General features: G+C 70.8%; 17 protein-coding genes. 10 read left to right on the top strand and 7 right to left on the bottom strand.

Going from position 1 to position 22,778, the window contains the following annotated elements:
• The first annotated feature begins 1,962 nt into the window (after positions 1 to 1,962).
• Complete coding sequence (locus DEJ30_RS12255) at positions 1,963 to 2,244, top strand: hypothetical protein (protein WP_110861799.1); 282 nt, start codon at positions 1,963 to 1,965, stop codon at positions 2,242 to 2,244.
• Between the two features lie 186 nt (positions 2,245 to 2,430).
• Here DEJ30_RS12255 and DEJ30_RS12250 read toward each other — a convergent pair whose 3' ends face one another.
• A complete protein-coding gene (locus tag DEJ30_RS12250) occupies positions 2,431 to 3,024 on the bottom strand; it encodes a hypothetical protein (protein WP_110861797.1) in 594 nt (197 codons plus the stop codon).
• Positions 3,025 to 3,343: 319 nt separating this feature from the next.
• On the opposite strand from DEJ30_RS12250, the gene DEJ30_RS12245 reads away from it, so the two are divergent.
• From DEJ30_RS12245 to DEJ30_RS12235, 3 genes are read left to right on the top strand one after another with little or no spacing between them, the layout of a single operon-like run.
• Positions 3,344 to 6,031: a hypothetical protein gene (locus tag DEJ30_RS12245; RefSeq protein WP_146238582.1), complete on the top strand. Its 2,688-nt coding sequence runs from the start codon at positions 3,344 to 3,346 to the stop codon at positions 6,029 to 6,031.
• On the top strand, positions 6,028 to 7,434 hold the full coding sequence (locus tag DEJ30_RS12240; protein ID WP_110861793.1) for an ABC transporter substrate-binding protein: 1,407 nt from the start codon (positions 6,028 to 6,030) through the stop codon (positions 7,432 to 7,434). Before DEJ30_RS12245 ends, DEJ30_RS12240 begins: the two co-directional genes overlap by 4 nt.
• 36 nt (positions 7,435 to 7,470) lie before the next feature.
• Positions 7,471 to 11,742, top strand: coding sequence for an FtsK/SpoIIIE domain-containing protein (locus DEJ30_RS12235; protein ID WP_110861791.1), 4,272 nt, complete (start codon positions 7,471 to 7,473; stop codon positions 11,740 to 11,742).
• A gap of 101 nt (positions 11,743 to 11,843) precedes the next feature.
• Here the strand turns inward: DEJ30_RS12235 and DEJ30_RS12230 are convergent, their stop codons facing one another.
• Genes DEJ30_RS12230 through DEJ30_RS12220 form a run of 3 tightly spaced genes read right to left on the bottom strand, consistent with a single transcriptional unit; the run spans position 11,844 to position 15,421 of the window.
• Positions 11,844 to 13,901, bottom strand: coding sequence for a serine/threonine-protein kinase (locus DEJ30_RS12230; protein WP_258369912.1), 2,058 nt, complete (start codon positions 13,899 to 13,901; stop codon positions 11,844 to 11,846).
• A 6-nt stretch (positions 13,902 to 13,907) separates the two neighbouring features.
• Positions 13,908 to 14,738 (bottom strand): mycothiol synthase, encoded by an 831-nt coding sequence (mshD, locus tag DEJ30_RS12225; protein ID WP_110861789.1) that lies wholly within the window; start codon positions 14,736 to 14,738, stop codon positions 13,908 to 13,910.
• Complete coding sequence (locus DEJ30_RS12220; RefSeq protein ID WP_017888078.1) at positions 14,738 to 15,421, bottom strand: response regulator transcription factor; 684 nt, start codon at positions 15,419 to 15,421, stop codon at positions 14,738 to 14,740. The genes mshD and DEJ30_RS12220 overlap by 1 nt, the downstream gene beginning before the upstream one ends.
• Positions 15,422 to 15,557: 136 nt before the next feature.
• On the opposite strand from DEJ30_RS12220, the gene DEJ30_RS12215 reads away from it, so the two are divergent.
• The 3 genes from DEJ30_RS12215 (at position 15,558) to DEJ30_RS12205 (ending at position 17,660) form a co-directional block, all read left to right on the top strand.
• The gene (locus tag DEJ30_RS12215; RefSeq protein WP_146238581.1) at positions 15,558 to 15,839 is read left to right on the top strand and encodes a hypothetical protein; all 282 of its coding nucleotides are present in this window, start codon (positions 15,558 to 15,560) and stop codon (positions 15,837 to 15,839) included.
• A 136-nt stretch (positions 15,840 to 15,975) separates the two neighbouring features.
• The gene (locus DEJ30_RS12210; protein WP_110861785.1) at positions 15,976 to 16,578 is read left to right on the top strand and encodes an FABP family protein; all 603 of its coding nucleotides are present in this window, start codon (positions 15,976 to 15,978) and stop codon (positions 16,576 to 16,578) included.
• The gene (locus DEJ30_RS12205) at positions 16,578 to 17,660 is read left to right on the top strand and encodes a folate-binding protein YgfZ (protein ID WP_110861783.1); all 1,083 of its coding nucleotides are present in this window, start codon (positions 16,578 to 16,580) and stop codon (positions 17,658 to 17,660) included. The genes DEJ30_RS12210 and DEJ30_RS12205 overlap by 1 nt, the downstream gene beginning before the upstream one ends.
• 96 nt (positions 17,661 to 17,756) lie before the next feature.
• Here the strand turns inward: DEJ30_RS12205 and DEJ30_RS12200 are convergent, their stop codons facing one another.
• A complete protein-coding gene (locus DEJ30_RS12200; protein WP_110861781.1) occupies positions 17,757 to 18,530 on the bottom strand; it encodes a class I SAM-dependent methyltransferase in 774 nt (257 codons plus the stop codon).
• A 44-nt stretch (positions 18,531 to 18,574) separates the two neighbouring features.
• Between DEJ30_RS12200 and DEJ30_RS12195 the strand changes: the two genes are divergently transcribed.
• Positions 18,575 to 19,321, top strand: coding sequence for a phosphoglyceromutase (locus DEJ30_RS12195; RefSeq protein ID WP_071244006.1), 747 nt, complete (start codon positions 18,575 to 18,577; stop codon positions 19,319 to 19,321).
• A gap of 91 nt (positions 19,322 to 19,412) precedes the next feature.
• Here the strand turns inward: DEJ30_RS12195 and DEJ30_RS12190 are convergent, their stop codons facing one another.
• Together DEJ30_RS12190 and phoU are read right to left on the bottom strand one after the other, a co-directional pair.
• Positions 19,413 to 19,961 (bottom strand): AAA family ATPase, encoded by a 549-nt coding sequence (locus DEJ30_RS12190; RefSeq protein ID WP_110861779.1) that lies wholly within the window; start codon positions 19,959 to 19,961, stop codon positions 19,413 to 19,415.
• A gap of 107 nt (positions 19,962 to 20,068) precedes the next feature.
• On the bottom strand, positions 20,069 to 20,737 hold the full coding sequence (gene phoU / locus DEJ30_RS12185) for a phosphate signaling complex protein PhoU (protein WP_027466613.1): 669 nt from the start codon (positions 20,735 to 20,737) through the stop codon (positions 20,069 to 20,071).
• Between the two features lie 146 nt (positions 20,738 to 20,883).
• Here phoU and DEJ30_RS12180 point away from each other — a divergent pair, with 146 nt between their 5' ends.
• Both DEJ30_RS12180 and DEJ30_RS12175 read left to right on the top strand, forming a co-directional pair.
• Complete coding sequence (locus DEJ30_RS12180) at positions 20,884 to 22,050, top strand: cell wall metabolism sensor histidine kinase WalK (protein ID WP_110861777.1); 1,167 nt, start codon at positions 20,884 to 20,886, stop codon at positions 22,048 to 22,050.
• Positions 22,047 to 22,727 carry a response regulator transcription factor gene (locus tag DEJ30_RS12175; RefSeq protein ID WP_027466611.1) on the top strand — a complete coding sequence of 227 codons (681 nt, stop codon included), beginning with the start codon at positions 22,047 to 22,049 and terminating at the stop codon, positions 22,725 to 22,727. Before DEJ30_RS12180 ends, DEJ30_RS12175 begins: the two co-directional genes overlap by 4 nt.
• The last annotated feature ends 51 nt before the right edge of the window (positions 22,728 to 22,778 follow it).

The following is a 22,778-nucleotide window of genomic DNA, read 5'->3' as shown; positions in this document are numbered from 1 at the left end:
TTGAAGTCGACACGAAAGATTGTGGCCCCCTGGTGCTGCGACGCGGAGTGACTGAGCAGAACAAGTAGGAGATCGCGGACGAGTTGAGCTCCGCCGGACGTGTGCAATTCCGCATCGGGGCTGGGTCGTTCAAGTGGCGGGAAGTGCTCCACACCGTCCGGACACCGGTGATCGTGCAGTCCTACGTAGCTCACGAATAAGCTTGAACCGTGTCGGGGGGCTTTGGCGGCGATGCCGATGCGCGGACCACCTCGCTTGACGGACCCTCGGGAGTGGTGTCGTCCGAGTTTGACGCTGCTGGGCGATTGGGACGCTGTTCCGCGCGGAAGGGAAGGACGAAGCCCCCGAAGAAGGCGAGTCGAAGGGCCTGGACGGCCCTGGCCGTCTGGGCTTTTGGAGTCGTGGTGTCGCAAGTAGTGCTGCTGGTATGGCCATTTTGGTTGAGCACGTACGACGAAACGCACCGGAAGACCATTGGTCTCCACGCCCGCTGATGAGAACCACGGAACATCGGAGTTGTAGTTGACGAGATCGGCGCCTGATCGCACAGTGCAGAGAAGGCTTGCGCGTAGGAGGAGGGCCTTAGCTTCCATTGTCCTGGTGTTTGTTGTCCTGTTTCCATTGCTCGGCTTCTTCGTTGGGCCGATTACGTTGAAGGCGTACGACGCGGGGCACCGGGTTAGCCCGATCTGTACCGTCAGCTCGGCGCACAGCAGCGTTGATTCGTCTCGTTCGTTGAAGGGCGTTGGATCGTCGACATCTCAAGTTGTGTTTGAGACTTCAGATTGTGGGACGCTCGTGTTGCAGTGGGGTGTCACGCGTGACAACGAGGACAAAATCGCCCGAAGCGTGGACAAGCGAGGGCGTTACAGATTCGATGTGGGCGAAGGGTCCTTCAATATGCGAAATTCCTGAACATGATTCGTCAGGCCGTATATGTGAAGAGCTTTGAATCCGCTTGAATTCCGCTTCCTCCTTTTGGGGTCGGCTTCGCCAATCGGGCGATTCAGCTCTGCCTGCCCGGACCGCGCCTTCGCGATTGAGCGCGTTGCGCAGGGGTTGTGCGGAGGCGGGACGTTCGAGTTCTCGCTTGGCACATCTTCGCGGCGGTTCCGAGGTGCGCTCCAGGTGATGAATTGGTATCCGACGGCCTTTGAGTACAAGCAATGAATTGCAGCAGTTGAGGGCTGCTTCAAGCGGCGGAGACCAATCCCGAAGAATCAGGGCACTGGCGGAAGTGGCGGCGACGGGAGAAGGAGAGCGCAACCGTGCCGAATGCTGAGACTCGGCTTGGGACGGAGGTTGCCCGGCGGCGTGTCTTTCGGAACCGCGCCGTCGCCCTGCTCTTGCTCTTCCTCGTCGTTGTCGTCCCGATCTGGGCATTCTTCGTAGCGCCGATCGCTTTGGGTGCGTACGACGATTCTCATCTGATGTCAGTGACCTGAACGGTTGAATCAGCAAAAGCGGGGAGCGGGCTCGTTCCGGCTGCGTGCCGGTCTCAAGATCCTGAAGGTAGCGCCGGAGATCTACAGCTACACCGGAGTGCCCGCCTCGGAGGCGCCCCGGCGCGGACCGCGTGACAGCACAAACGACGAGTGAGCCGGAGCGGTGATGTTGAGACGAAGGAGAACACGTGTCCAGGTCGTCACGCTGTGCAACGAGGTAGCCGGATTCCTCGGTCGGATGGAGGCTCGTGAAGCGGAGGGCTTCTACCTCCGCCAGGCCGAGGCGCTTCGCGTGGAGGAAGCGCGGCTTGCTCGGCGGCGGATCTACCGAAGGATCTACTCCGCGTCGAACTCGGGGGCAGGGGGCATGGGCGACATGTTCGTGGTCACGCCTGACGGCGCGGGCGATGTCCCTGCGACCGAAGCGTTCCAGCGGTCACTCTCCGCGCTGCTGCGGGCGACGCGCACATTTCCGTGATGGACTCGTTGTTCCGGCGCTGAAGGGGCACGGGAGAACATGACATTGTCGGAATTGCTCAAGCGACTCGACGATCACGCCGTCGAGGACGCCGCGTCGGCTTTGCAGATAGCCGCCGTACGATCTGCTCTCGTCGCCGTGTCCGAGCAGCCGCCCGACCATTCGGGGTACCGCAGGGGGATACAGGGCGCAGCCCGCCTTGTTGCCGACACCTGGCCCTACGAGAGCGAGCTGGGGGCGCTGGTGCTGGCCTTTTCCGAAGCGGTGCGACGCGACATTGGCCCGTACCGCACGACGGACACCGGGGCTGCAGTCGAGTGATCCAGGACTGAACGACTCGCACCGTCAGCTCCGCGCACAGTCTTGCGGGCTCGTCTCACTCCGTGAAGGGCACCGGCTCGTCGACGTCGCAGGTCGTCTTCGAGACGTCCGACTGCGGGGCGCATGTGCTGTGTGGGGTGTGGATCGCGACAGGTCCGTCGGCCCAGTGCAGCAGCAGTACGCCGGTCAGCGCCCGAAGGCCCCGGCGAACTCACCCCACTGCGCGGGCGCCCGCTGCTCGAGCCACGCGCAGAGCTCGGGATAGGCGGCGTCGATCGATAGGACGCTGATCACGCCGCGTTGGCCGTTCACCTTGATGTCGAGGCCACCGAACCGGTTGGTGGTGGGCCGGATGCGCTTGATCGCCGCCGGATCGACGGTCCGCGCGGCACGGAACATCGGCGTCACGACCAGCTGCGAGTCGTACGCCTCGACGCGACGGCGCTTCTGCCCGACGCCGAGGTAGACGAACAGCAGACCGAACAGCACCATGCCGACGCCGGCGATGAGCATCCCGATCGCGTCGGGGTCGTCGAGCACGCTGAGCGTGACCAGGAAGAAGAACCCGCCCACGACGATGACGACGATCCCGATGATCCGGAGCAGCAGGTAGCTGAACCGGCGAGCCCGGACGGTGAAGAGCACGCCGTACGCCTCGTCGCCCACGACGGTGGACGGTGGCCGCTTCCGGTCGTTCTGACGAACGAGCGCGCTGACGGCGGCCGGGATGGTGATCATGGCAATGAGCGCGATGAACACCGGCGAAAGGTTGATGTTCACCGGTCCGCCCCCGTTCCTGCGTTCGTGCGCCGTTCGAAGGGCGTGATGCCCTGGTCCCCCTGGATCATGCGTGCAGAGTATCAGCGCCCTGTGGACAGGCCCGAGCATCGTCGCGGATGCTCTATGTTGGATTTCAGTAGCGAGCTGTGGCCCGAACGGGGGTGGCTCCCGGGGCGGACCAGCCCGGACCTGACGCCGTTCAGCAACTAGCATCGATGTGCTCGACGATTCTCTTGGGGGGAAGACCGTGATGAACCAGCGTGCCGGGAACACCGGAGCACGACGGACCGGACGACGGATCGCGGGGACGGTCGCCGTCATGGGGATCGCAGCGCTGGTGCTCGCCGGCTGCACCTCCGACGACAAGCCTGTTGCCGACCCCTCGCGGGTCCTGCAGACCGTCGACACGCGCCTCGCCGCGGACGGCTCGATCACGTCGATCTCGGACACCGCGATCTCCGTCGCGGGCAAGGACTCCTCGTCGGCGACGACCGAGCACGACCCCGCGAAGGCGGCGAGTGACCTGCCACTGCGCATCACGACGCAGTACTCGACCAAGAAGAAGACCGGCACGGATCTGGCCGACCTCGACGGGTACTCGGGTCGGGTGTCGATCGACCTGACGATCGAGAACCTGACGGTCACGTCGAAGAACCTGACCTACGACGTCGCCGGCACGTCGCGGTCGACCCCGGCACTCGTGGGCGCGCCCTTCAGCATCGCTGCGTCGACCGTGCTGGCGGGGACCGCCGCCGACCGCGTCGTCACGGACTCCGCCGACTCCGGCTCGTCGACCGACGGTGTCGTGAGCACCAACGAGGACGGCGACGCGGTCGTCCAGTGGGGCCGGTTGCTCGCCCCGCCGACCTCCGGCGCGAGCAGCACGCTGCACCTCGTCGCCGACGTCGAGGACTTCACCGCGCCGACCATCGACGTCGCCGCGCAGCCCGGGCTGTCCACGGACCTGTCCTCCACGGGCGTCGTCAACGCCGCCTTCGGGTCCGACAGCGACTCCGAAATCGCGCTCCAGCGCCGCACGATCGACCTCATCTCCCAGGTGAACGAGGTGTTGGCGCGTGCCGGTGGCACCATCACCGAGGTCCGGTCGAACCTCGAGACGACGTCGGAGACCCTCGGCGTCAGCACAGCCGAGCGCCTCAAGGAGAGCAGCTCCTCCCTCGCCAGCACGATGCAGTCCCTCTCCGGACAGCTCGGCTCCCTGAACAGCGACCTCGGCACCACGGTCAAGGCCACGCAGTCGACGGTGTTGCAGCAGCTCCAGCAGACCACCACGAGCCTCGACAGCCTGCTCGGGGACACGTCCGCGACCGCGCCGGCAACGGTGCTCGACGGCAACGGGTGCGCGGCCACGCCGAAGACCCAGTCCACCGGAGGCAGTGTCTACGGCAACCTCCTCCGCGTCTCGGCGCAGCTCACCGGCTACGCCGATGCGAGCGAGGCGTGCAAGCAGCAGGTGAGCGGGCAGCTGGCGGGCGCCGTCGGCCCGGCGTCGCCGGACGAGACGACGTGCGCCCCTCAGGAGGCCCGTGGATCGTTGACCTGCGCGCTCTGGGATTCGTCGCGTGCGGTGAGCACCTCGCTGATCGGTCTGGTCAGCACCGGGCAGCAGCTCGCCGACCAGCTCGACCCCAAGCTCGCGGACATGGCGATTGAGCAGTCGGACGCCCTGCGCGCCAAGCTCGGCGAGATCGACACCGCCGTGCAGGCCCTCGGCGCCGACGGCACCGGTGAGGTCGCGCGCACCCTGCAGGCGTTGCAAGACCTCCGCGACCAGACCGCCGACGACCTCGGCCCCGTGCGCGACGCCGTCACGACGGTGAACCGGCAGGCAGTCGCAGCACGCGGGCTGGTGGGCAACGCCGGCGACGGTCGGTTCAGCACCTCGATGCAGGCGCAGAACCTCGAGGTCGCCGACCAGCTCTGCGCCCTCGCGGCGACGGACCAACTCGACGCCGAGCAGGCCGATGCGCTGCGCGGGTACCTGACCGCCACGCCGTGCCCCGGCGCCGAAGAGGGCACGACGTTGCAGCCCGGTGGACGCTTCAGCACCCCGATGGACGAACGCCTCAGGGACCAGGCGAAGCAGTGGGACGCGGTGGTCGCGGCGACCGATCTCCGCTCCGAGACCGGGATCGGTGCCGCGGTCACGACGCTGTCCGACGACGTCGACGCGCTCGACGACGGCATCGCCGAGGTCCGCCGGGCGGTGCGCAACGACGGTGGTTCGGTCGAGGGAGCGGCGCAGGAGCTCCAGGAACTCGTCGAGCAGGCAACGAAGTCGAGCGCTGTGGTCGGCACCCAGCTGACCGCGATCAGCACGCAGCAGACCCAGCTGCAGGACGCCGTCCGCAAGGCCTTCGCCGACGCATCGACGCAGTCCGAGAAGGACGTGCAGAAGATCATCGACCAGCAGGTGCGGCAGGTCAGCGAGACTGCGAAGGGCAGCCGTGATGCGGTCATCTCGGCCTTCGACAAGTCGATTGCCGGGCTCCGGTCCACCTCGGGCGAGGTCACGAAGGACTCGAAGGGCACGATCGACGAGCAGAAGGGCACGCTCGAGCAGGAAGGCTCCGAGCTGGCATCCGCCGTCGACCGTCAGACGGCCTCGAGTCTCGAGCAGATCGCTGCGAGCACGAGCGCCTCGACGCGCGACGTGCAGGGAGCCTCCACGCTGCTCACCGGCGACCTCAACCGGGTGATGCTCGACCTGGGCGACCGCAAGGTCAACGGATCCGGCATCCTCGGCGCGATGGCCACGAGCGCGGCGAAGTCCGACTCCGCCGACTACCAGCTCGCCCTGGCATCGCAGAACGCCGCGGGCTACGCGAACGTCCGCGCCGAGGACGTCGCCGGGATCCTGCTCCAGCAGGAGCAGTTCCGAGCCTCCCTCGACGCCGCGACGACGCTGCCCGCCTTCCAGCTCAAGGTGCCGGCCAGCGCGACCTCGACCACGCTGTACACCTTCCGGATCGGGGCGGACCGATGAGCGACCAGACGATCGACGAGTCCGACGGCACCGAGGCGGGACGTCCGCGTAATCGCCGTCCGCTGGTCATCGCCGCCATCGCGGTGCTCCTGGTCGCCGCGGTGGTCGCTGCCGTCCTGACCTTCCGGGCGATCGGCAGCAGCACGCCGGCCGAGGCTGTCCCGGCCACCGTGCCGGTGAGGATCACCGTCAAGCACGTCCCCGACACCACGAAGATCGGCGTCGTCGTCACCCTGGGCGACGGTGAAGGGTCCGAGTGGAACGAGGCGGCACAGGGCGCCCTGGTGGCCGAGCGACGACTGGCGCTCGGCGGGACCGACATCACCCTCGTCACGAAGAACGACGGCGGGACGTCCGCGGGGGCGAAGACCGCGGTGGAGTCCCTGGCGAAGAGCGGCGTCGCGGGCATCGTCGTCGCGTCGTCCGGCAATCACGTCTCCGGAGCGCTGACGACGGCGGCCGAGAAGCACATCCCGGTGGTGGTGCCCTACGCCTCGGCCGAGAAGGACTCGTGGTCGACCGCGCCGACCGCCGAGTCGATCGGCGCCGCGATGACGACGGCGCTCGGCGACGCGAAGTCGCCGCTCCTGGTGAACCTCGGCGGTGGCGCGCCCGCAGACCTCCGAGTGGCGCACGTCCTCGACGGGGACGACACCGCAGACACCGCGGAGCTCGCCGCGACCATCGCCTCGCGGACCGGCGCGACCGACGCAGACGACGACACCGCCGAGGCCGCGGACGCCGACCCGAAGGCCACGCCGGACTCGGACGCTGTCGTCGTCAGCGGGTCCGCGCAACGACAGGGTGCCCTGGTGGCGGCACTGCAGGCCGCAGACGTCACCGTGTCGGTCGTCCTCACCCCGGACGCGACGAGTCCGGCCTTCGGCGCCGCACTCATCGATGCCGGCGGCAGCCTGAGCGGCTCCTTCCGCACCGTCGGGGTGGCCACCGACGACGCACGGGCGCTCTCCTCGGACGCCGAAGGTCGGGCGATGTCCGCGTTCCTCGGTGGGGTCCGGGTGCTCGCCGACGATGCCGACGCTCAGAACCTGACGGGCGACCGGCCGTTCTCGGCGGTGGCCGGGGCAGCGGACGCCCGCAGCCACGATGCCGTCGTCGCCCTGGTCCGCGCGGTCGGCAAGTCCGGCAGCACGGAGCCCTCCGACGTGACCGATGCCCTCGCCGCGCTCGACCTCGACTCCGCGGCGGGCATCGCCGGTCCGGCGCTCGACTTCACGCGGCAGCAGGCGCTCGGTGCGTCCGCGACGGTGTTGGCGGCCTCGGCACAGCCACTCGGACTCCGACCCGACAACGCCGCCGCTGCTGGCTCCGAAGACGCATCCGGCGACGACGCGGCTCAGGCCACCTCGCTGGTGTGGTTCGAGGACTCCACCGCACGCTGACCCACCCACGCACAACCCGAGAAGGACACCGCGAGCATGCGCCTGCTGATCGAGCTCGACGACCGACGTGAAGCGGTCGAGGTCGACGGGTGGTCCGGCGCGTCCTCGCTGGGGGAGCTCCTCTCGGCGGCGATCGGCGTCGAGCTCGATGCCGAGACGACCCTCGCGGTCGACGGTCACCGCACCAGTGCGGCGACCCCGCTGCGCGACCTCGTCCTGCTCGAGGGGTCCCGCATCGGCCGCGCACCACAGGAGCGACCGCAGACGATCGACGGGTGGAGCGTCACCCTCGCCGGGGGACTCGAGGCGGGTCTCGTCGTACCGGTCCCGCGCAGCCGGAAGCTCGTCGTGGGCCGGGCGCCCCAAGCCGACGTCGTGCTGCCCACCGAGAGCGCTTCGTGGGAGCACTGCACGATCGAGCGCGAGGACGACGGGGTCCGGGTGCGTGACGCCGGGTCGACGAACGGCACCGTGATCGCGGGCGAGCGCATCGATGCCGAGGGAGTCCTGCTCACCGGGACCACGAGCGTCATCGTGGGCGGCGCCGTGCTGCTGGTCCGGCCAGCGCTGGACGAGGTCCCCGTGCCGGCCGCGGGCTCCCTGGCCAACCTGACGCCCGCGGCGACCGCGCCGTTCAACCGCCCGCCCCGAGCCGGGCGGAACACCGAGACCGAGACCGTCGACCCACCGGCCAAGCGCGAGGTCCCGCAGGCCTCGAAGTTCAGCTGGATCACCGTCGCAGCGCCTCTGGTCCTCGCCGGCGCGATGGTGCTCCTGCTCGGCGACGCCCGGTTCGCCCTCTTCGCGCTGCTGTCGCCGGTCACCGCGATCGGCATGTGGTTCGAGCAGAAGCACCGTCGGGCGAAGAACCTGAAGGATGAGGACACCCGCTTCGCCGAGGCGGTGGAGTCCTTCCGGGGTGAGATCGCCGAGGCCGCGGCGGTCGAGGCGGCCCGTCGGCAGGAACTCGTCCCCGACCCGGCCACCGTCGTCCGCCGGGCCGAGCTCCCCACCACCCTGCTGTGGCAGCGACGCTCCGAGGACGCTGACTTCCTGAGCCTGCACGCCGGCACCGGTGACGCACCGTGGCGCCCCGAACTCGATCAGCGGGCGGCGTCGTCCAAGCTCGAGGACGAGGCGAAGGCCGCCATCGCCGACAGCCGCCTCACCGCTGCGCCGGTCGTGGCCGACCTGTCCGACGCCGGCGTCGTCGGGATCGTCGGCGACCGCGAGGGCGCGCTCGCACTGGCGCGCAGTCTGCTCACGCAGGCCACCGTGCACTGCGGGCCCGCCGACCTGACGGTGGGCATCTTCTGCGACGCCGGCCGCGCGGACGACTGGGGGTGGGCCTCCTGGCTGCCGCACGCGCGCGTGGCGGGGAGCAGCACCGGTGCCCGCTGGATGTCGGCGCAGCGCGACCAGAGCGCCGCGATGCTCCGGGGGCTGCGGGAGTCGCTCGACGAACTCCCGACCCCGAACCTGCTCGTCGTGGTCGACTCCGAAGTGCTCACCGAGGGCCGCGACGCACCCGCCCGGAACCTGCTCGGCGAAGGGCGCACCGTGCCCGGACAGTCGCTCCGTCCCGGCGAGCAGCCCCGACGGGTGAGCGGGATCGTCATCGCGACCAACGAGCAGCAGCTCCCCGCAGCCTGCACGACGATCATCACGGTCGGTGCCGACGCCGCAGCGACGGTCTACCGGCCGGAGGACCGGACCCGCGTCGAGGACGTCGTGCTCGCCGGCCTCAGCGCCGAGACCGCCGAACGGAGCGCCCGCAGTGTGGCGCACTTCGACGATCCCGAACTGCTGGTGCCGGGGGCGTCGTTGCCGTCGCTCGTCCGCCTGCCGGAGCTGCTCGCGGGCGACGACACGGTCTCGCGAACCCCGACGGGCACGAGCCCCGCCGATGCGATCCGCACGGCCTGGGACGCCCGCACCGGCTTCTCGACCCCGATCGGGTCGTCGGAGAGCGGCGTCCTCGAGATCGACCTCGTCCGCGACGGACCACACGGCCTGGTCGGTGGCACGACGGGTTCGGGCAAGAGCGAGTTCCTGCGGTCGCTCGTCGCCGGGCTCGCTGCGCGGAACGACCCGACGCGCCTGAACTTCCTGCTCGTCGACTTCAAGGGCGGGGCCGCGTTCGCCGCCTGCGAGCGGCTGCCGCACACCATCGGCACGATCAGCAACCTCGACGAGCAGCTCGCCGACCGGGCGATCCGTGCGCTCGAGGCCGAGCTCGAGCGGCGTCAGCGGGTGTTCGCCGCAGCCGGGGCGGACATCGACAACCTCGACGCCTACCTGGCGACGAAGCCGGACGAGCCGATGCCGCGCCTGCTCCTCGTCGTGGACGAGTTCGCGATGCTGGCGAAGGACTTCCCCGACGTCCTGACCTCGCTCGTCGCCGTCGCGGCGGTCGGGCGCACACTCGGCGTCCACATGATCCTGGCCACCCAGCGGCCGGCCGGCGTGGTGAGCGAGGACATCCTGGCGAACACCAACATGCGTGTCGCGCTGCGGGTGCAGAGCCGCGAGGACTCCACGAACGTGATCGGCGTCCCCGCGGCCGCCGGCATCGGTCGCCAGCAGACCGGTCGCGCCTACGTGAAGCTGGGGCAGGACGACATCACCCCGGTGCAGACAGCCCTCGTCACCGGCCGAGCCCGTGACGAACGCGCCGAACAGCCGGTGTCGGTCCGACCGACGGACGTCTTCGGCGTTCCCGCGCCGATGCCCGCCCCGGCTCCGACGGCGTCCGACGTGACCGACCTCGACCAGCTCATCGAGTCGATCGGGCAGGCGAACGCCGCCGCCGGATACGCCCCGCCGCGCCCGATCTGGCCCGAGGCACTCGGCGACCGCGTCGAGCTGGGTGCGCTGGCGGCAGCCGACGCCGCTGACACGTCGCGGACGGTGCCCGTCGCCCTGGCGGACGACCCCGACCACCAGCGTCAGGTCACCACCGGATGGGACCTCGACGAGGGCAACCTCATGCTCATGGGCATCCCCGGCAGCGGGACGAGCACCGCGCTCGCCACCCTCGCCCTGCAGCTCGCCGCCGCGACGAGTCCGGAGGACCTCGACCTGCTCGTGCTCGACATGGGTCCCGGGGACCTCGCTCCGCTCGCCCGGCTGCCGCACACCACGGCCTACGTCGGCTCCGGAGCCGGCGCGGGGGAGTTGCAGGCGCGGTTCCTCCGCCACCTGCGCGTCGAGCTCGAGCGCCGTCGTGCCACTCCGGGCGGCCGCCGTGCCGTCGTGCTGATCGACGGTCTCGCGGCCCTGCGCGACGAGTACCAGGACTTCGAGGGCCAGCTGCTGCTCGATGCCCTGTACCGCGTCTACGCCGAGGGGCCCGCGCTGGGCATCTCGTTCGCCGTGTCGACGACGCGGGCCAAGGCCGTGCCGTCCGCGATGGACGAAGTGACCACCCAGAAGTGGATGTTCCGTCTGGCGGACCCGTACGACTACGCCTCGATCGGCGTCCGCCCCAAGGACGTCCCGCCGCCGGTACCCGGTCGCTTCATCGACTCGGTCCTGCGCCTGCAGTCGCACGTGGCGACGCCCGACGTCCCGCTCGCGCAGGCGGTCGAGCGCCTCGCGGAACGCTGGTCCGGCACCGCCGCGAAGGCGAGTGCGGTCGGGCGGCTGCCCGACGCTGTCCTGGTCGACGAGCTCGGCGCGGACGCGGTGTTCACCAGCGAGCCGTGGCGGCTGCCGGTCGGGATCGCCGAGGACGACCTCGCTCCGGCCACGCTCGAGGTCTACGACGGCGAACACGTGCTCGTCGCGGGGCCGGCCCGCTCGGGCAAGTCGACCGTCCTGCTGGCGCTGGCGGCACTGGCGCGCGCTGCAGAGGGCGTCCGCCCGGCCGTCTGGGCGATCTGTGACCGTCGGTCACCGCTCGCCTCGGGAGCGTTCGACCGCATCGCCGTCGGACCCGACGAGGTCCCCGCACTGCTGGCCGGGCTGCGGCTCGAGCGCGGTCCGGTCCTGCTGCTCGTCGACGACGCCGAACGCTTCGACGACGGCGACCAGGCGATCGCCACCCTGCTCGCGACGGAGCGTCCCGGTCTGTGCGTGGTCGCCGCCGGGCGGTCCGCCGACCTCCGGTCGCTCTACAGCCACTGGACCCGCGCCGTCCGCAAGTCGCGGTGCGGCGTGCTCCTGCAACCGGACGTCGACTACGACGGTGAGCTCCTGGGGGTCACGCTCCCGCGCCGTGCGCCGGTCGCGTTGACCGTTGGTCGCGGCTACGCGTCGTCCGGCGGGGCCGTCCGCCTGGTCCAGACCGCGTCCGCAGGCAGCTGACCCGACCGACTGACGGACTGGAGGCCCGTGGCGACGCCGCCACGGGCCTCCAGGCTGTCAGCTGGTCGCGCGACGGACGCGCTCAGTCCCGACGGACGCGCTCAGTCGCGCGTCGTGATCCCGAAGGGCGAGCTCTCGAGGTTCGTGAAGTTCCCCACCGTCGCCCGGACGGTGCACGACGGGGCGACGGAGAGTGCGGTGACCACGAGCCCGTCGGACGACACGGCCAACGCGCCCGAGCAGCCGTCGGCGAACCGTACGCCGGACTCCCCGCCGGCCACGTCGACGAGCATCTGCGACGGGCGCCCGCTGCTCGGACTGCGGTACAGCGGGTTGAGCTCGTCGGCGCCGTTCGGCCAGACCGGCACCAGGGTCACCGGCAGCGCCGTCTGGCTGACCGTCCGGTCGGGCGTCCGGACCTCGACACCCTGTAGCCGCTGGACGGGGTAGGCCGTCCCGCGCACGGCGTCGTCGGTCACGGCTGCGGTGGTCGCCTCGCCGACGCCGTCGAGCCAGGTCTGCAGCGCTGCACCGTCCTCGACGGCGAGTGGCACCGAGGCCTCTACGGTGACGTCTCCGCCGGCGGGGACCTCGACGCCGGACAGGCTCCACGCGCACGCGGTGTCCACGCCGGTCAGTGACGGCTGGTTGCGCTTCGCGGTGATGCCCTCGCCGGACCAGGTGACCGCGGGGCAGGAGGCTCCCGACCGGGCACCCGGCAGCACCTCGAGGAACGGTCCGCCGAGGGTGGCCGCCTGCGCCGCGTACGTGACGCGCAGGTCCACGGTGCCCTTCGCTGGGTCGACGGTGGCGCGCCGTGTGGTCGCCAGCCCGGTGGGCAGTGGCCGGTCCTGCTGGTAGGCGTTGGCGGCCTGTGCGGTCGCGGTACCCGTGCCCGGCGTCTTCCGGAGGGCTCCGGGCAGCCACACGACGCCACCGACGACCAGTACTGCGACGAGCACGACGCCGATGCCGCCGAACAGGAGCGCACGGTCGGTCAGCCACTCGGGGCGGGCGAACCGACGCGTCGGTTCGGGCTCGGCGGCCGGCGCGGCGGGCAGCGGCTGCCGCGCCATCGGCCGGATGACGGTCTGCGACCCGGCGGGGCCGAGCTCCGGGGTCGGTCCGACGACCGCGGCGTCGTCCCCGGTGGCGGTGGTCCGAGATTCCGTCGCGTCGTCGGGACGGACCCCACGGACGACGGTCGCCGGACGCTCGACCTCGTCGAACGTGTCCGGGTCGCTGGACGCGACCAGTGCGGGTGCCGACGCGAGGGACCGTGCGAGCCGACGGAGGGTCCCCGCCGCGTCGGCCGCCGACGGACGGGCGTTCGGGTCCTTCGCGAGCAAGGCGGACACCGCGGCCCACAGGGCGTCGGGCACGTCGAGCGGGGGCGGGTTCGAGGTGACGTGGCGGTAGGCCACGGCGAAGTCCGTGCCCGGTCCGGCGAACGGTGTGCGACCGGAGAGCAGCTCGTAGAGCATGACCCCGGCGCCGTAGACGTCGGCGGCCGGACCCGAGCGTCCGTGGCTGATCGACTCGGGCGCCATGTACTGCGGCGTGCCGAGGAGCCCGGTGGTCGTGCGTTCGCGTTCGGCGACGACCGAAGCGATCCCGAAGTCGGTGACCCGGACGGCACCGGTGGCACCGGGGACCCACGCGGTCTGGAGCAGGACGTTGTCGGGCTTCACGTCACGGTGGGTGACGTCCTGCTCGTGCGCCGCGGTGAGTGCGTCGAGGGTCTCGGCGGTGATCGTCAGGGCGTCCCGCGGCAGGAGCGGGCCGTTCGACGCGAGCAGGTCGCGGGCAGACCCACCCGGCACCAGGTCCATGACGATCGCCAGCCGGTCGCCCTCGACGACCAGGTCGCGGACGCGCACGATGGACGGGTGCTGCAGGGCGAGGAGCACCGAGCGTTCGCGGACGAAGCGCTCGACGATCTGCGGGTCGGCGGCGAGTTCGGCACGCAGGAGCTTGGCCGCGAAGGCCTCGCCGGTCGCGGAGTGCTCGACCCGCCAGACCTCTCCGGTGGCGCCGGTCCCGAGGAGCTCGACCAGTCGGTAGGACGCGCCGAGCGGTTCGCCCTGGCCGTACTGCCCTTGACGGTCCTGCGCCACGCGTTCCCCGATCCCCCCGATGGCCGACCCCTCGCCGGCCACGCAATGTTACCGGCCGGCGGCCTGCTCCGGCGCCGCGTACTGCACGTCGATCGCGTGCTGTGTGAACCCCGAGCGCCGGTACAGCGCCAGCGCCGGCTCGTTGTCCCCCTCGACGTACAGTGCGGCGGCGGTCAGGCCGCGGCCGCGCAGCCGAGCGGTGCCCGCACGCATGAGCACACCACCGAGTCGCTGCCCCTGCAGGTCGGGCCGCACGGCGACGGCGTAGAACTCGCCGATGCGGTCCTCGACCTTGAGCCAGCACGAGCCGGCGAGCTGCCCGGAGGCGTCGCGGAGCAGCAGCAGGTCCTCGCCTGCGAACCAGTCGTCGGCCTCGCGGGCGTGCAGGTCGTCCAGCGTCATCCGCCCCTGCTCGGGGTGGTGGGCGAAGGCGGCGGCGTTCAGCGCGAGCCAGTCGGTCTCGTCGTCGGTGCCGGGGCGGAACGCCGACAGCGAGTAGCCGTCGGGCAGCTCGACCTCGGCGGCGACGTCGACATCGGAGTCGGCGACGGGCGCCCGGAGCTGCAGCAGCGTGCGGACCGCACGCCAGCCGAACCGGTCGGCCAGCGCACGCGCTGCCGGGTGGTCCCCGTGCGCCCACGCGAGCCGGGGAGCGGCCCCGCCGCCCGGCGCGAGTGCCTGCGACACCAGGGCCGTGCCGATGCCCCGGCCACGGGCCTCCTGGGCGACGACGAGTTCCAGCTCGCCGTCACGGACCACCGCGACCCCGTGGTCGACGGTCAGGACGGTCGCGCGTCCCGCGCGGACGTCCACCAGGGTCTGGTCGGAGAACGGGGGAGCCTCACCGGGGGCGACGAAACTGCCGAGGTCGGGCAGCACTACTGCCCCATCAGGCGCTCGGCCTCGTCGTCGTAGACGTTGAAGCGGTACCCGACGTTGCGGACGGTGCCGATGAGCGACTCGAGGTCGCCGAGCTTGGCGCGCAGTCGTCGGACGTGCACGTCGACCGTGCGGGTGCCACCGAAGTAGTCGTAGCCCCAGACCTCGCTGAGCAGCTGCTCGCGGGTGAAGACGCGTGACGGGTGGGTGGCGAAGAAGCGCAGGAGCTCGAACTCCTTGAACGTCAGGTCGAGCGGCCGGCCACGCACCTTGGCGGAGTAGCTGGCCTCGTCGATGACGACACCGGACGCCTGGATCTTCGAGCTCGTCTGGCCCTTCGCCGCACGACCGGCCGACAGCCGGATCCGGGCGTCGATCTCGGCCGGGCCCGCGCTCTCGAGCACGACGTCGTCGACGTTCCAGTCGCTGTTCACCGCGGTCAGCCCGCCCTCGGTGACGACGAGCACGATCGGCGTGGTCGACCCCGACGAGGCGAGGATCTTGCACAGGGCCTTCGCGCTGACCAGGTCGGTGCGGGCGTCCACGAACATCAGGTCGCTCTGCGGGGCGTTGACCAGCTGTGCGGCCTCGGCCGGCACGTGGCGGATCCGGTGGCTCAGGAGACCCAGGCTCGGCAGGACGTCTCCGGGCGCGGTCGAGGTGAGTACCAGGAGCTGTGCCACAGGACCTCCGGAGGTGGATGACGTCGTGGAGACATCCTAGTGATGCTCGCGAACCACCTATCCGGCCGGACGGATTGCGCGTCGTCCCGCACCGCACGGTGCGTGCGCTCCGCACGTCCCTGCCATGATGGAGCGCGTGACCGAGCCCGTGCACCCCACCGACCAGCGTCGCCTGCGGCTGACGTCCGTCCTGCCGGTCTGGGTGCTGGCGGTCGTCGGGGCCGTGCTCGTGCTGACCCTGGCCGAGCGCGACGCCTTCGCCTGGCTGCTGCTCGTCTTCGTCGCCTGCGTGATGGTCAGTTTCGTGCTGCAGCTCATCACCGCCACGAAGGACGGTCTGGTCGAACGGATCAGCATCGCGTCGTCCGGGGCGTTCGTCGTGGTCCTCGTCACCGCGGTGGTGCTCCTGGCGCGTTGAGCCGAGCCGCGTAGACTCCGAGCATGGATTCGCTGCTTGCGCTCGAGCTCTTCTACGTCGGCCTGCTCGGCCTGGCGTCGCTCGCGATCGCGTTCATCTCGGTGGTCGTCGTCGTGAAGCTGTTCAAGGGCCAGCGTTGATCGAGCTGCCCGAGGGCCTCGCCCCCGAACTGGTCCCGCTGTCGTGGCTGGTCGGCGTGTGGGAGGGCACCGGCGTGGTCGAGTACCCGGTCGGTGACGACGACGAGGTCCGGAACTACGAGTTCGGCCAGCGTGTCAGCTTCAGCCACGACGGCCTGCCGTACCTGAACTACTCGTCGACCACCTGGCTGCTCGACGACGACCACACCCCGCTCGCCGCCGAGATGGGCTACTGGCGGATCGACCGGCCCACCGAGCCCGGCGACCGCGGCCCCGCGATGCTCCTGGGCGACGGGCCCACGCCCTTCAGCACGGTCGAGAGCGTCGAGGCGCTCCGCAACACCACGGACGGCTTCGACGTCGAGGCAGCGATCATCCACCCGACGGGCGTCAACGAGCTCTACGTCGGCCGCGTGCGGAAGGGTCGGATCGACCTGTCGACCGACGCCGTGCTGCGCTCGCCGAACGCGAAGGACTACTCCGCCGCGACCCGCCTGTACGGGCTGGTCGAGGGCAAGCTCTTCTGGGCGTGGGACATCGCCGCGCTCGGTCGCGAACTCACCTCGCACGCCTCGGGGCAGCTCGCGAAGGTCGACTGATGTCGGTGTTCGCCGCGCGTGACGGCTTCGTCGCCGCCGACGCCGTCGCCGCGCACTTCGGCAACCCGATCGGGGAGCAGCGCCTGCTGACCCGGGGGCGTGCCGTCGTCGAGCTCGGACTCGGTGTCGTCACCGTCTCCGGACCGGACCGGCTGTCGTGGCTCAACTCGATCACCTCGCAGCAGCTCACCGGGTTGCCGACCGGCGTCAGCACCGAGACGCTCGTGCTCGACCAGGCCGGACGCGTCGAGCACGCGGCCCGCGTCGTCGACGACGGTGCGACGGTCTGGCTGCTCACCGAGCGCGCTGACGCTGCGCCGCTCGCCGGTTGGCTCGACTCGATGCGCTTCATGCTGCGCGTCGAGGTCGCCGACCGATCCGCCGACTTCGTGACCCTCGGCTGGTTCGGGGCGGACGCCCCGTTCGCGTCCGTCGAACTGCCGGAACCGCCCGTCGCCGAGTGGGTCGACCCGTGGGGCGCCGTCACGCCGGGCGGATGGGGCTACGCCGAACAGGAGGCCCACCCCGGCTCCGACTGGACCCTGCGCACCGCCGTGGTCACCACCGGCACCGCGGCCGCGATCGCCGCGTCGGACGTCCCCGTCGCGGGGCTGCTCGCGTACGAGGCGCTGCGGATCGCCGCCTGGCGCCCGACCCTGTCCGACGTCGACGAGCGGACGATCCCGCACGAGCTCGACTGGCTTCGCTCCGCCGTGCACCTGTCGAAGGGCTGCTACCGCGGGCAGGAGACCGTCGCCAAGGTCCACAACCTCGGGCACCCGCCGCGTCGGGCCGTGCTGCTGCACCTCGACGGGTCGGACGGTGTACTGCCGGCGCCCGGGACCCCGGTGCTGCTCGACGACAAGCCCGTCGGACGGCTGTCGGCGTCGGCGATCCACCACGAGCTCGGTCCCATAGGGCTCGCCGTGGTGAAGCGCTCGCTCGACCCCACCGCGACCCTGCGGCTCGAGGCCGACGACGTCGTGGTGACCGCGGCGCAGGAGACCATCGTCCCGCCCGAGGCCGGTGCTACGGCGAACGTCCCGCGCCTGCCCCGCCTCGGAGCCGTCAAGCGCTCCTAGCCTGCGCGCTGAGGGTCGCAAGACACCGGTGTTCGCCGGTCGCACCGCGGTTCGCGGGTGTTCGGAGCGCGAACACCGGTGTCCTGCGCGCTGGCGTCAGGCGGGCTCGACGGCCGACCACGGGACGCTGAGCTCACCGAGCCGCCAGCGCGTCACACCGTGCAGCACCGGCCAGCCGCGGTCACGCATCCCGCGCACCGTGGCGATCCACCGCTGCCGGGGCCCGTACGTGCCGAGCGGTGCGGCGACCGCCCACGACAGGTCGAGGTCCCGCAGGAACGCGTGCACCCGTTCGCCGGGCACGTTGCGGTGGATCAGCGCCTTCGGCAGACGCTCGGCGACGATCGAAGGCACGTCGAGCCCGGCGAGCCGGAGGGACACCGTGAACGTCTGCGGCGCGACGTCGTCGAGCGTCACCCACGAGGCCACCCGACCGACCTCGTTGCAGGTCCCCTCGACGAGCGCACCGCCGGGCTGCAGCCGGTCCTGCATGATCCGCCACGACCCGACCACCGCGGACTCGTCGTACTGCCGCAGCACGTTGAAGGCCCGGATGACGGCGGGCCGGCGCTGCCCGGGCGTCGGCGTCTCGAAGCCCCCCAGGCGGAACGTGACGCCGTCGCGGGCCCCGGCGTTCGCGAGTGCGACCCGCGACGGCTCGATCTCGATGCCGGTCACCTCGACGTCGGGCCGGACGGCGGCCAGCCGGTCGCGCAGTTCGAGGGTGGTGGTCGGCGATGCCCCGTAGCCGACGTCGGCGACGAGCGGGTCGTCCGTCCGGCGCAGCACCGGCAGGGTCGCGATCCACCGGTCGACGCGGCGGAGCCGGTTGTACCCGGTCGTCCCGCGCGTCACGTTCCCGATGGGCATGCGTCAAGGGTACGGGGCCGGTACCGCTCGGTAGACTCGGAGGCATGACCTCCACGCTCGTCCTGCTCCGTCACGGCAACAGTGACTGGAACCAGAAGAACCTGTTCACCGGTTGGGTCGACGTCCGGCTCAGCGAGCTGGGCGAGAAGGAGGCGAAGCGCGCCGGCGACCTCATCGCCGAGTCCGGCATCGTCCCCGACGTCCTGTACACCTCGCTCCTGACCCGTGCGATCCAGACGGCGGACATCGCGCTGCTGCAGGCCGACCTGGCCTGGCTGCCGGTGAAGCGCGACTGGCGCCTCAACGAGCGCCACTACGGCGACCTGCAGGGCAAGGACAAGGCCCAGACCCTGGCCGAGTACGGCGAGCAGCAGTTCATGGAGTGGCGCCGTTCGTTCGACGTCCCGCCGCCCCCCATCGCCGACGACGCCGAGTGGTCGCAGTTCGGTGACCGTCGCTACGCCGAGCTCGGCGACCAGCTGCCCCGCACCGAGTCGCTCAAGCTCGTGATCGACCGCCTGCTGCCGTACTGGGAGTCCGACATCACGAAGGACCTCGCCGCCGGCAAGACCGTGCTGGTGACGGCCCACGGCAACTCGCTGCGTGCGCTCGTGAAGCACCTCGACGGCATCTCCGACGACGACATCGCCGGCCTGAACATCCCGACGGGCATCCCGCTGGTGTACGAGCTCGACGACGACTTCACGCCGACGAAGCCCGCGTACTACCTGGACCCCGAGGCCGCCGCAGCCGGCGCCGCCGCCGTGGCCGCCCAGGGCGCCAAGAAGTAGCACCCACGCGAACGACGAAGGCCGCAGTCCCGACGGGGGCTGCGGCCTTCGCTGTGTCGACGTCGAAGCCGAGCCCCGCGCATCGAGACGCTCAGACGAAGTGCGACGCGATCTCCTGCACCAGTGCCCCGACGTCGTAGGGCTTCGTCGTGTCGACCCGGATCACCGGGACGCCGGGCAGCCCGACGGGCCGGGCGTCGTCGCCGTGCTCGTCCCAGAAGGCCAGCACGTCGGCCAGGTCCCCGTGCACCTCGTGCCGCACCGGCACGGTGCCCGGTTCGTACCGGTCGCGCAGCCGCTGCTCGGCGGTGGCGCGGTCCGTGTCGCACCACACCTCGACGGCGCGAGGCGACCCGGCGCACGCGAGTCCGGCCTCCAGGAGGTCCCGGTCACGCGACGGCAGCCAGACGGCGTCGAGGACGACCCCGTTCTCGACGGCCCGCGCCATGGACCACATCGTGTCCATCGCGATGCCACCGAGCGGCCGCGAGGCGATCATCGGGCCGACGACGTCGGCGAGGGGCTCCTTGATGCGGTCCTTCGACAGGAACGGGCAGCCGAGCACCTCGGCGAGTGCCGTGCCGATGCTGCTCTTGCCGGAACCGGGCATGCCGTTGACGATGATCGCGACCTGGGCCATGCCACGATCCTCGCAGACCGATCGGGCCGGGTCAGACCGATCGGGCCGGGTCAGACCGATCGGGCCGGGTCAGACCGATCGGGCCGGGTCAGACCGATCGGGTCGGGTCAGACCGCCGCGGTCGAGGTGGACGCGCCGGTCCAGTCGCCGGTCGCCAGGTACTCGACCTTCTTCGCGATCGAGACCGCGTGGTCGGCGAAGCGCTCGTGGTAGCGGGAGGCCAGGGTGGCGTCGACGGTGTCGATCGGACCGCCCTTCCAGGCCTCGCCGAGCACGAAGTCGAAGACGCTGGCGTGCAGCTCGTCGACGGCGTCGTCCTCGTCGCGGATCTCGGCCGACAGCGCGATGTCCTCGGTGGCGAGCAGCCGCGTGAGCTTCTGCGCCATCGCGACGTCGTGCCGGCCCATCTCCTTGAACGTGCTGCGCAGGCCCTTCGGCACGACCTTCTCGGGGAAGCGCTGGCGGGCGAGCTGCGCGATGTGCTCGGCCATGTCGCCCATGCGCTCGAGCGAGGAGCTGACGCGCAGGGCGGTCACGACGACGCGCAGATCGCGGGCCACCGGTGCCTGGCGGGCGAGGATGTCGATCGCGATCTCGTCGAGGCTGTTCGCGGCGAGGTCGATCTTCTCGTCGTCGGCGATCACCTCTTCGGCGAGGGCGACGTCGGAGTCGCTGAAGGCCTGGGTGGCTCGGGTGATGGCGGACTCGACGAGCCCGGCGATCTCGGTCAGTCGCTCCTGGACGTCCTGGAGTTCCTGCTGGAAGACTTCGCGCATGGGGGAGTACCTCTCTCTGCGTACCGGACGAGTGTCGTCAGCCCAGGTGAACGAACGGTGACGCGGGGCTGAACGCTTCGCGTTCTGGCCTTCCGCAGACGGTGAACGGTACCGGAACCCCGCATGACCATCCCTACACTGGCGGCATGGACAACGCGTGGCTCGTGCCACTGTCGATGCTCCTCGGCGGGGTCTTCGGCGCGGGCGTCGTGGTGCTGATCATCACCGCCGAGCGGACGGCACGTGCTGCCGACGTGGCGGAGCGGACCCTGCCGGACGGCGTCGCAGCGGTCATCGCGACGATGCACAACCCGGCGGTCGTCATCGACCCGTCGAACACCGTCGTCGCGGCATCCCCCCAAGCGCTCACGGCGGGGCTCGTCGTGCGCCGACGCCTGGTGCACCGCGAACTGCTCGAGCTCATCGACCGGGTGCGCAAGAGCGGGGAGATGGGGTCGGAGGACCTCGAGCTGCCGCGCGGCCGCCACGGGGAGCTCATCGGCTACCTCAGCTTCCGCGCCGCCCAGCTCGGCAACCGGTACGTCCTGCTCACCGCCGACGACCTGACCGAGAGCCGGCGCATCGACGAGGTCCGCCGCGACTTCGTCGCCAACATCTCGCACGAGCTCAAGACGCCGATCGGCGCCATCGGCCTGCTGTCCGAGACCCTCGTCCTCGCCGCCGACGACCCCGCGCACGTCAAGAAGTTCGCCGCGCAGCTGATCACCGAGTCCGAGCGGCTCGGGGCGCTGACGAAGGACATCATCGAGCTGTCCAGGCTGCAGTCCGTCGACGCGCTCGAGAACAGCGAGGAGACCGGCATCGACAAGATCGTGCAGGCCGCGATCGACGCGAACGAGGTCGTCGCCCGCGCCCGCTCGATCGAGATCATCCGCGCCAAGAAGTCGAAGCTGCGGGTGATGGGCGACCGGGGGCTGCTGCAGGTCGCGGTGTCGAACCTCATCGCCAACGCGGTGAAGTACTCGCCGGACAACACCCGCGTCGGTGTGGGCGTCCGGTCGTCCAAGGGCTTCGTCGAGATCGCGATCACCGACCAGGGCGTCGGCATCCCCGAGGCCGACCTCGACCGCGTCTTCGAACGGTTCTACCGTGTCGATCCCGCACGGTCGCGCGCCACCGGGGGCACCGGCCTCGGGCTCGCGATCGTCAAGCACGTCGTCAGCAACCACGGTGGTGACGTGCGCGTCTGGTCGCAGCCCGGCAAGGGCTCGACCTTCACCATCCGTCTGCCCGAGGCGGATCCCGAACTGACCACAGCACTCGAAGAGCAACTGGAAGAGCAGCCATCGTGACCAAGATCCTCATCGTCGACGACGAGCCGGCCCTGAGCGAGCCCCTGGAGTTCCTGCTGCAGCGTGAGGGGTACGAGACCTCCGTCGCTGCCGACGGCGTGACCGCGCTGTCGAAGTTCGACGCCGAGAACCCCGACCTGGTGCTCCTCGACCTCATGCTGCCGGGCCTGAGCGGCACCGAGGTGTGCCGGCAGATCCGGACCCGGTCGAACGCGCCGATCATCATGCTGACCGCGAAGGACTCGGAGGTGGACATCGTCGTCGGGCTCGAGCTCGGCGCCGACGACTACGTGACGAAGCCGTACTCGACCCGGGAGCTCCTGGCCCGGATCCGTGCCGTGCTCCGTCGCCGGACCGAGGACGACCCGGCGGACAGTGGCATCCTGCAGGTCGGCGGCATCCGGATGGACGTGGAGCGACACACGGTGTCGGTCGACGGGTCCGAGACGCCGATGCCGCTCAAGGAGTTCGAGCTCCTCGAGCTGCTGCTCCGGAACGCCGGCCGAGTGCTGACCCGCGGGCAGCTCATCGACCGGGTGTGGGGTTCCGACTACTTCGGCGACACCAAGACCCTCGACGTGCACATCAAGCGCATCCGCTCGAAGATCGAGCGGGTCCCGTCGACCCCCGAGATCCTGGTGACGGTCCGCGGTCTCGGGTACCGCATCGAGGCCTGAGGCACGCGGCCCGAGACGTACGGACAGGAGGCCCGGTGCGAGTCCGTGGGA

This window comes from Curtobacterium sp. MCPF17_003 (assembly GCF_003224385.1).
Taxonomy (GTDB): domain Bacteria; phylum Actinomycetota; class Actinomycetes; order Actinomycetales; family Microbacteriaceae; genus Curtobacterium; species Curtobacterium flaccumfaciens.
Note: the sequence above shows the minus strand (reverse complement) of the source record. Positions and strands in the feature narration are given on the sequence as shown.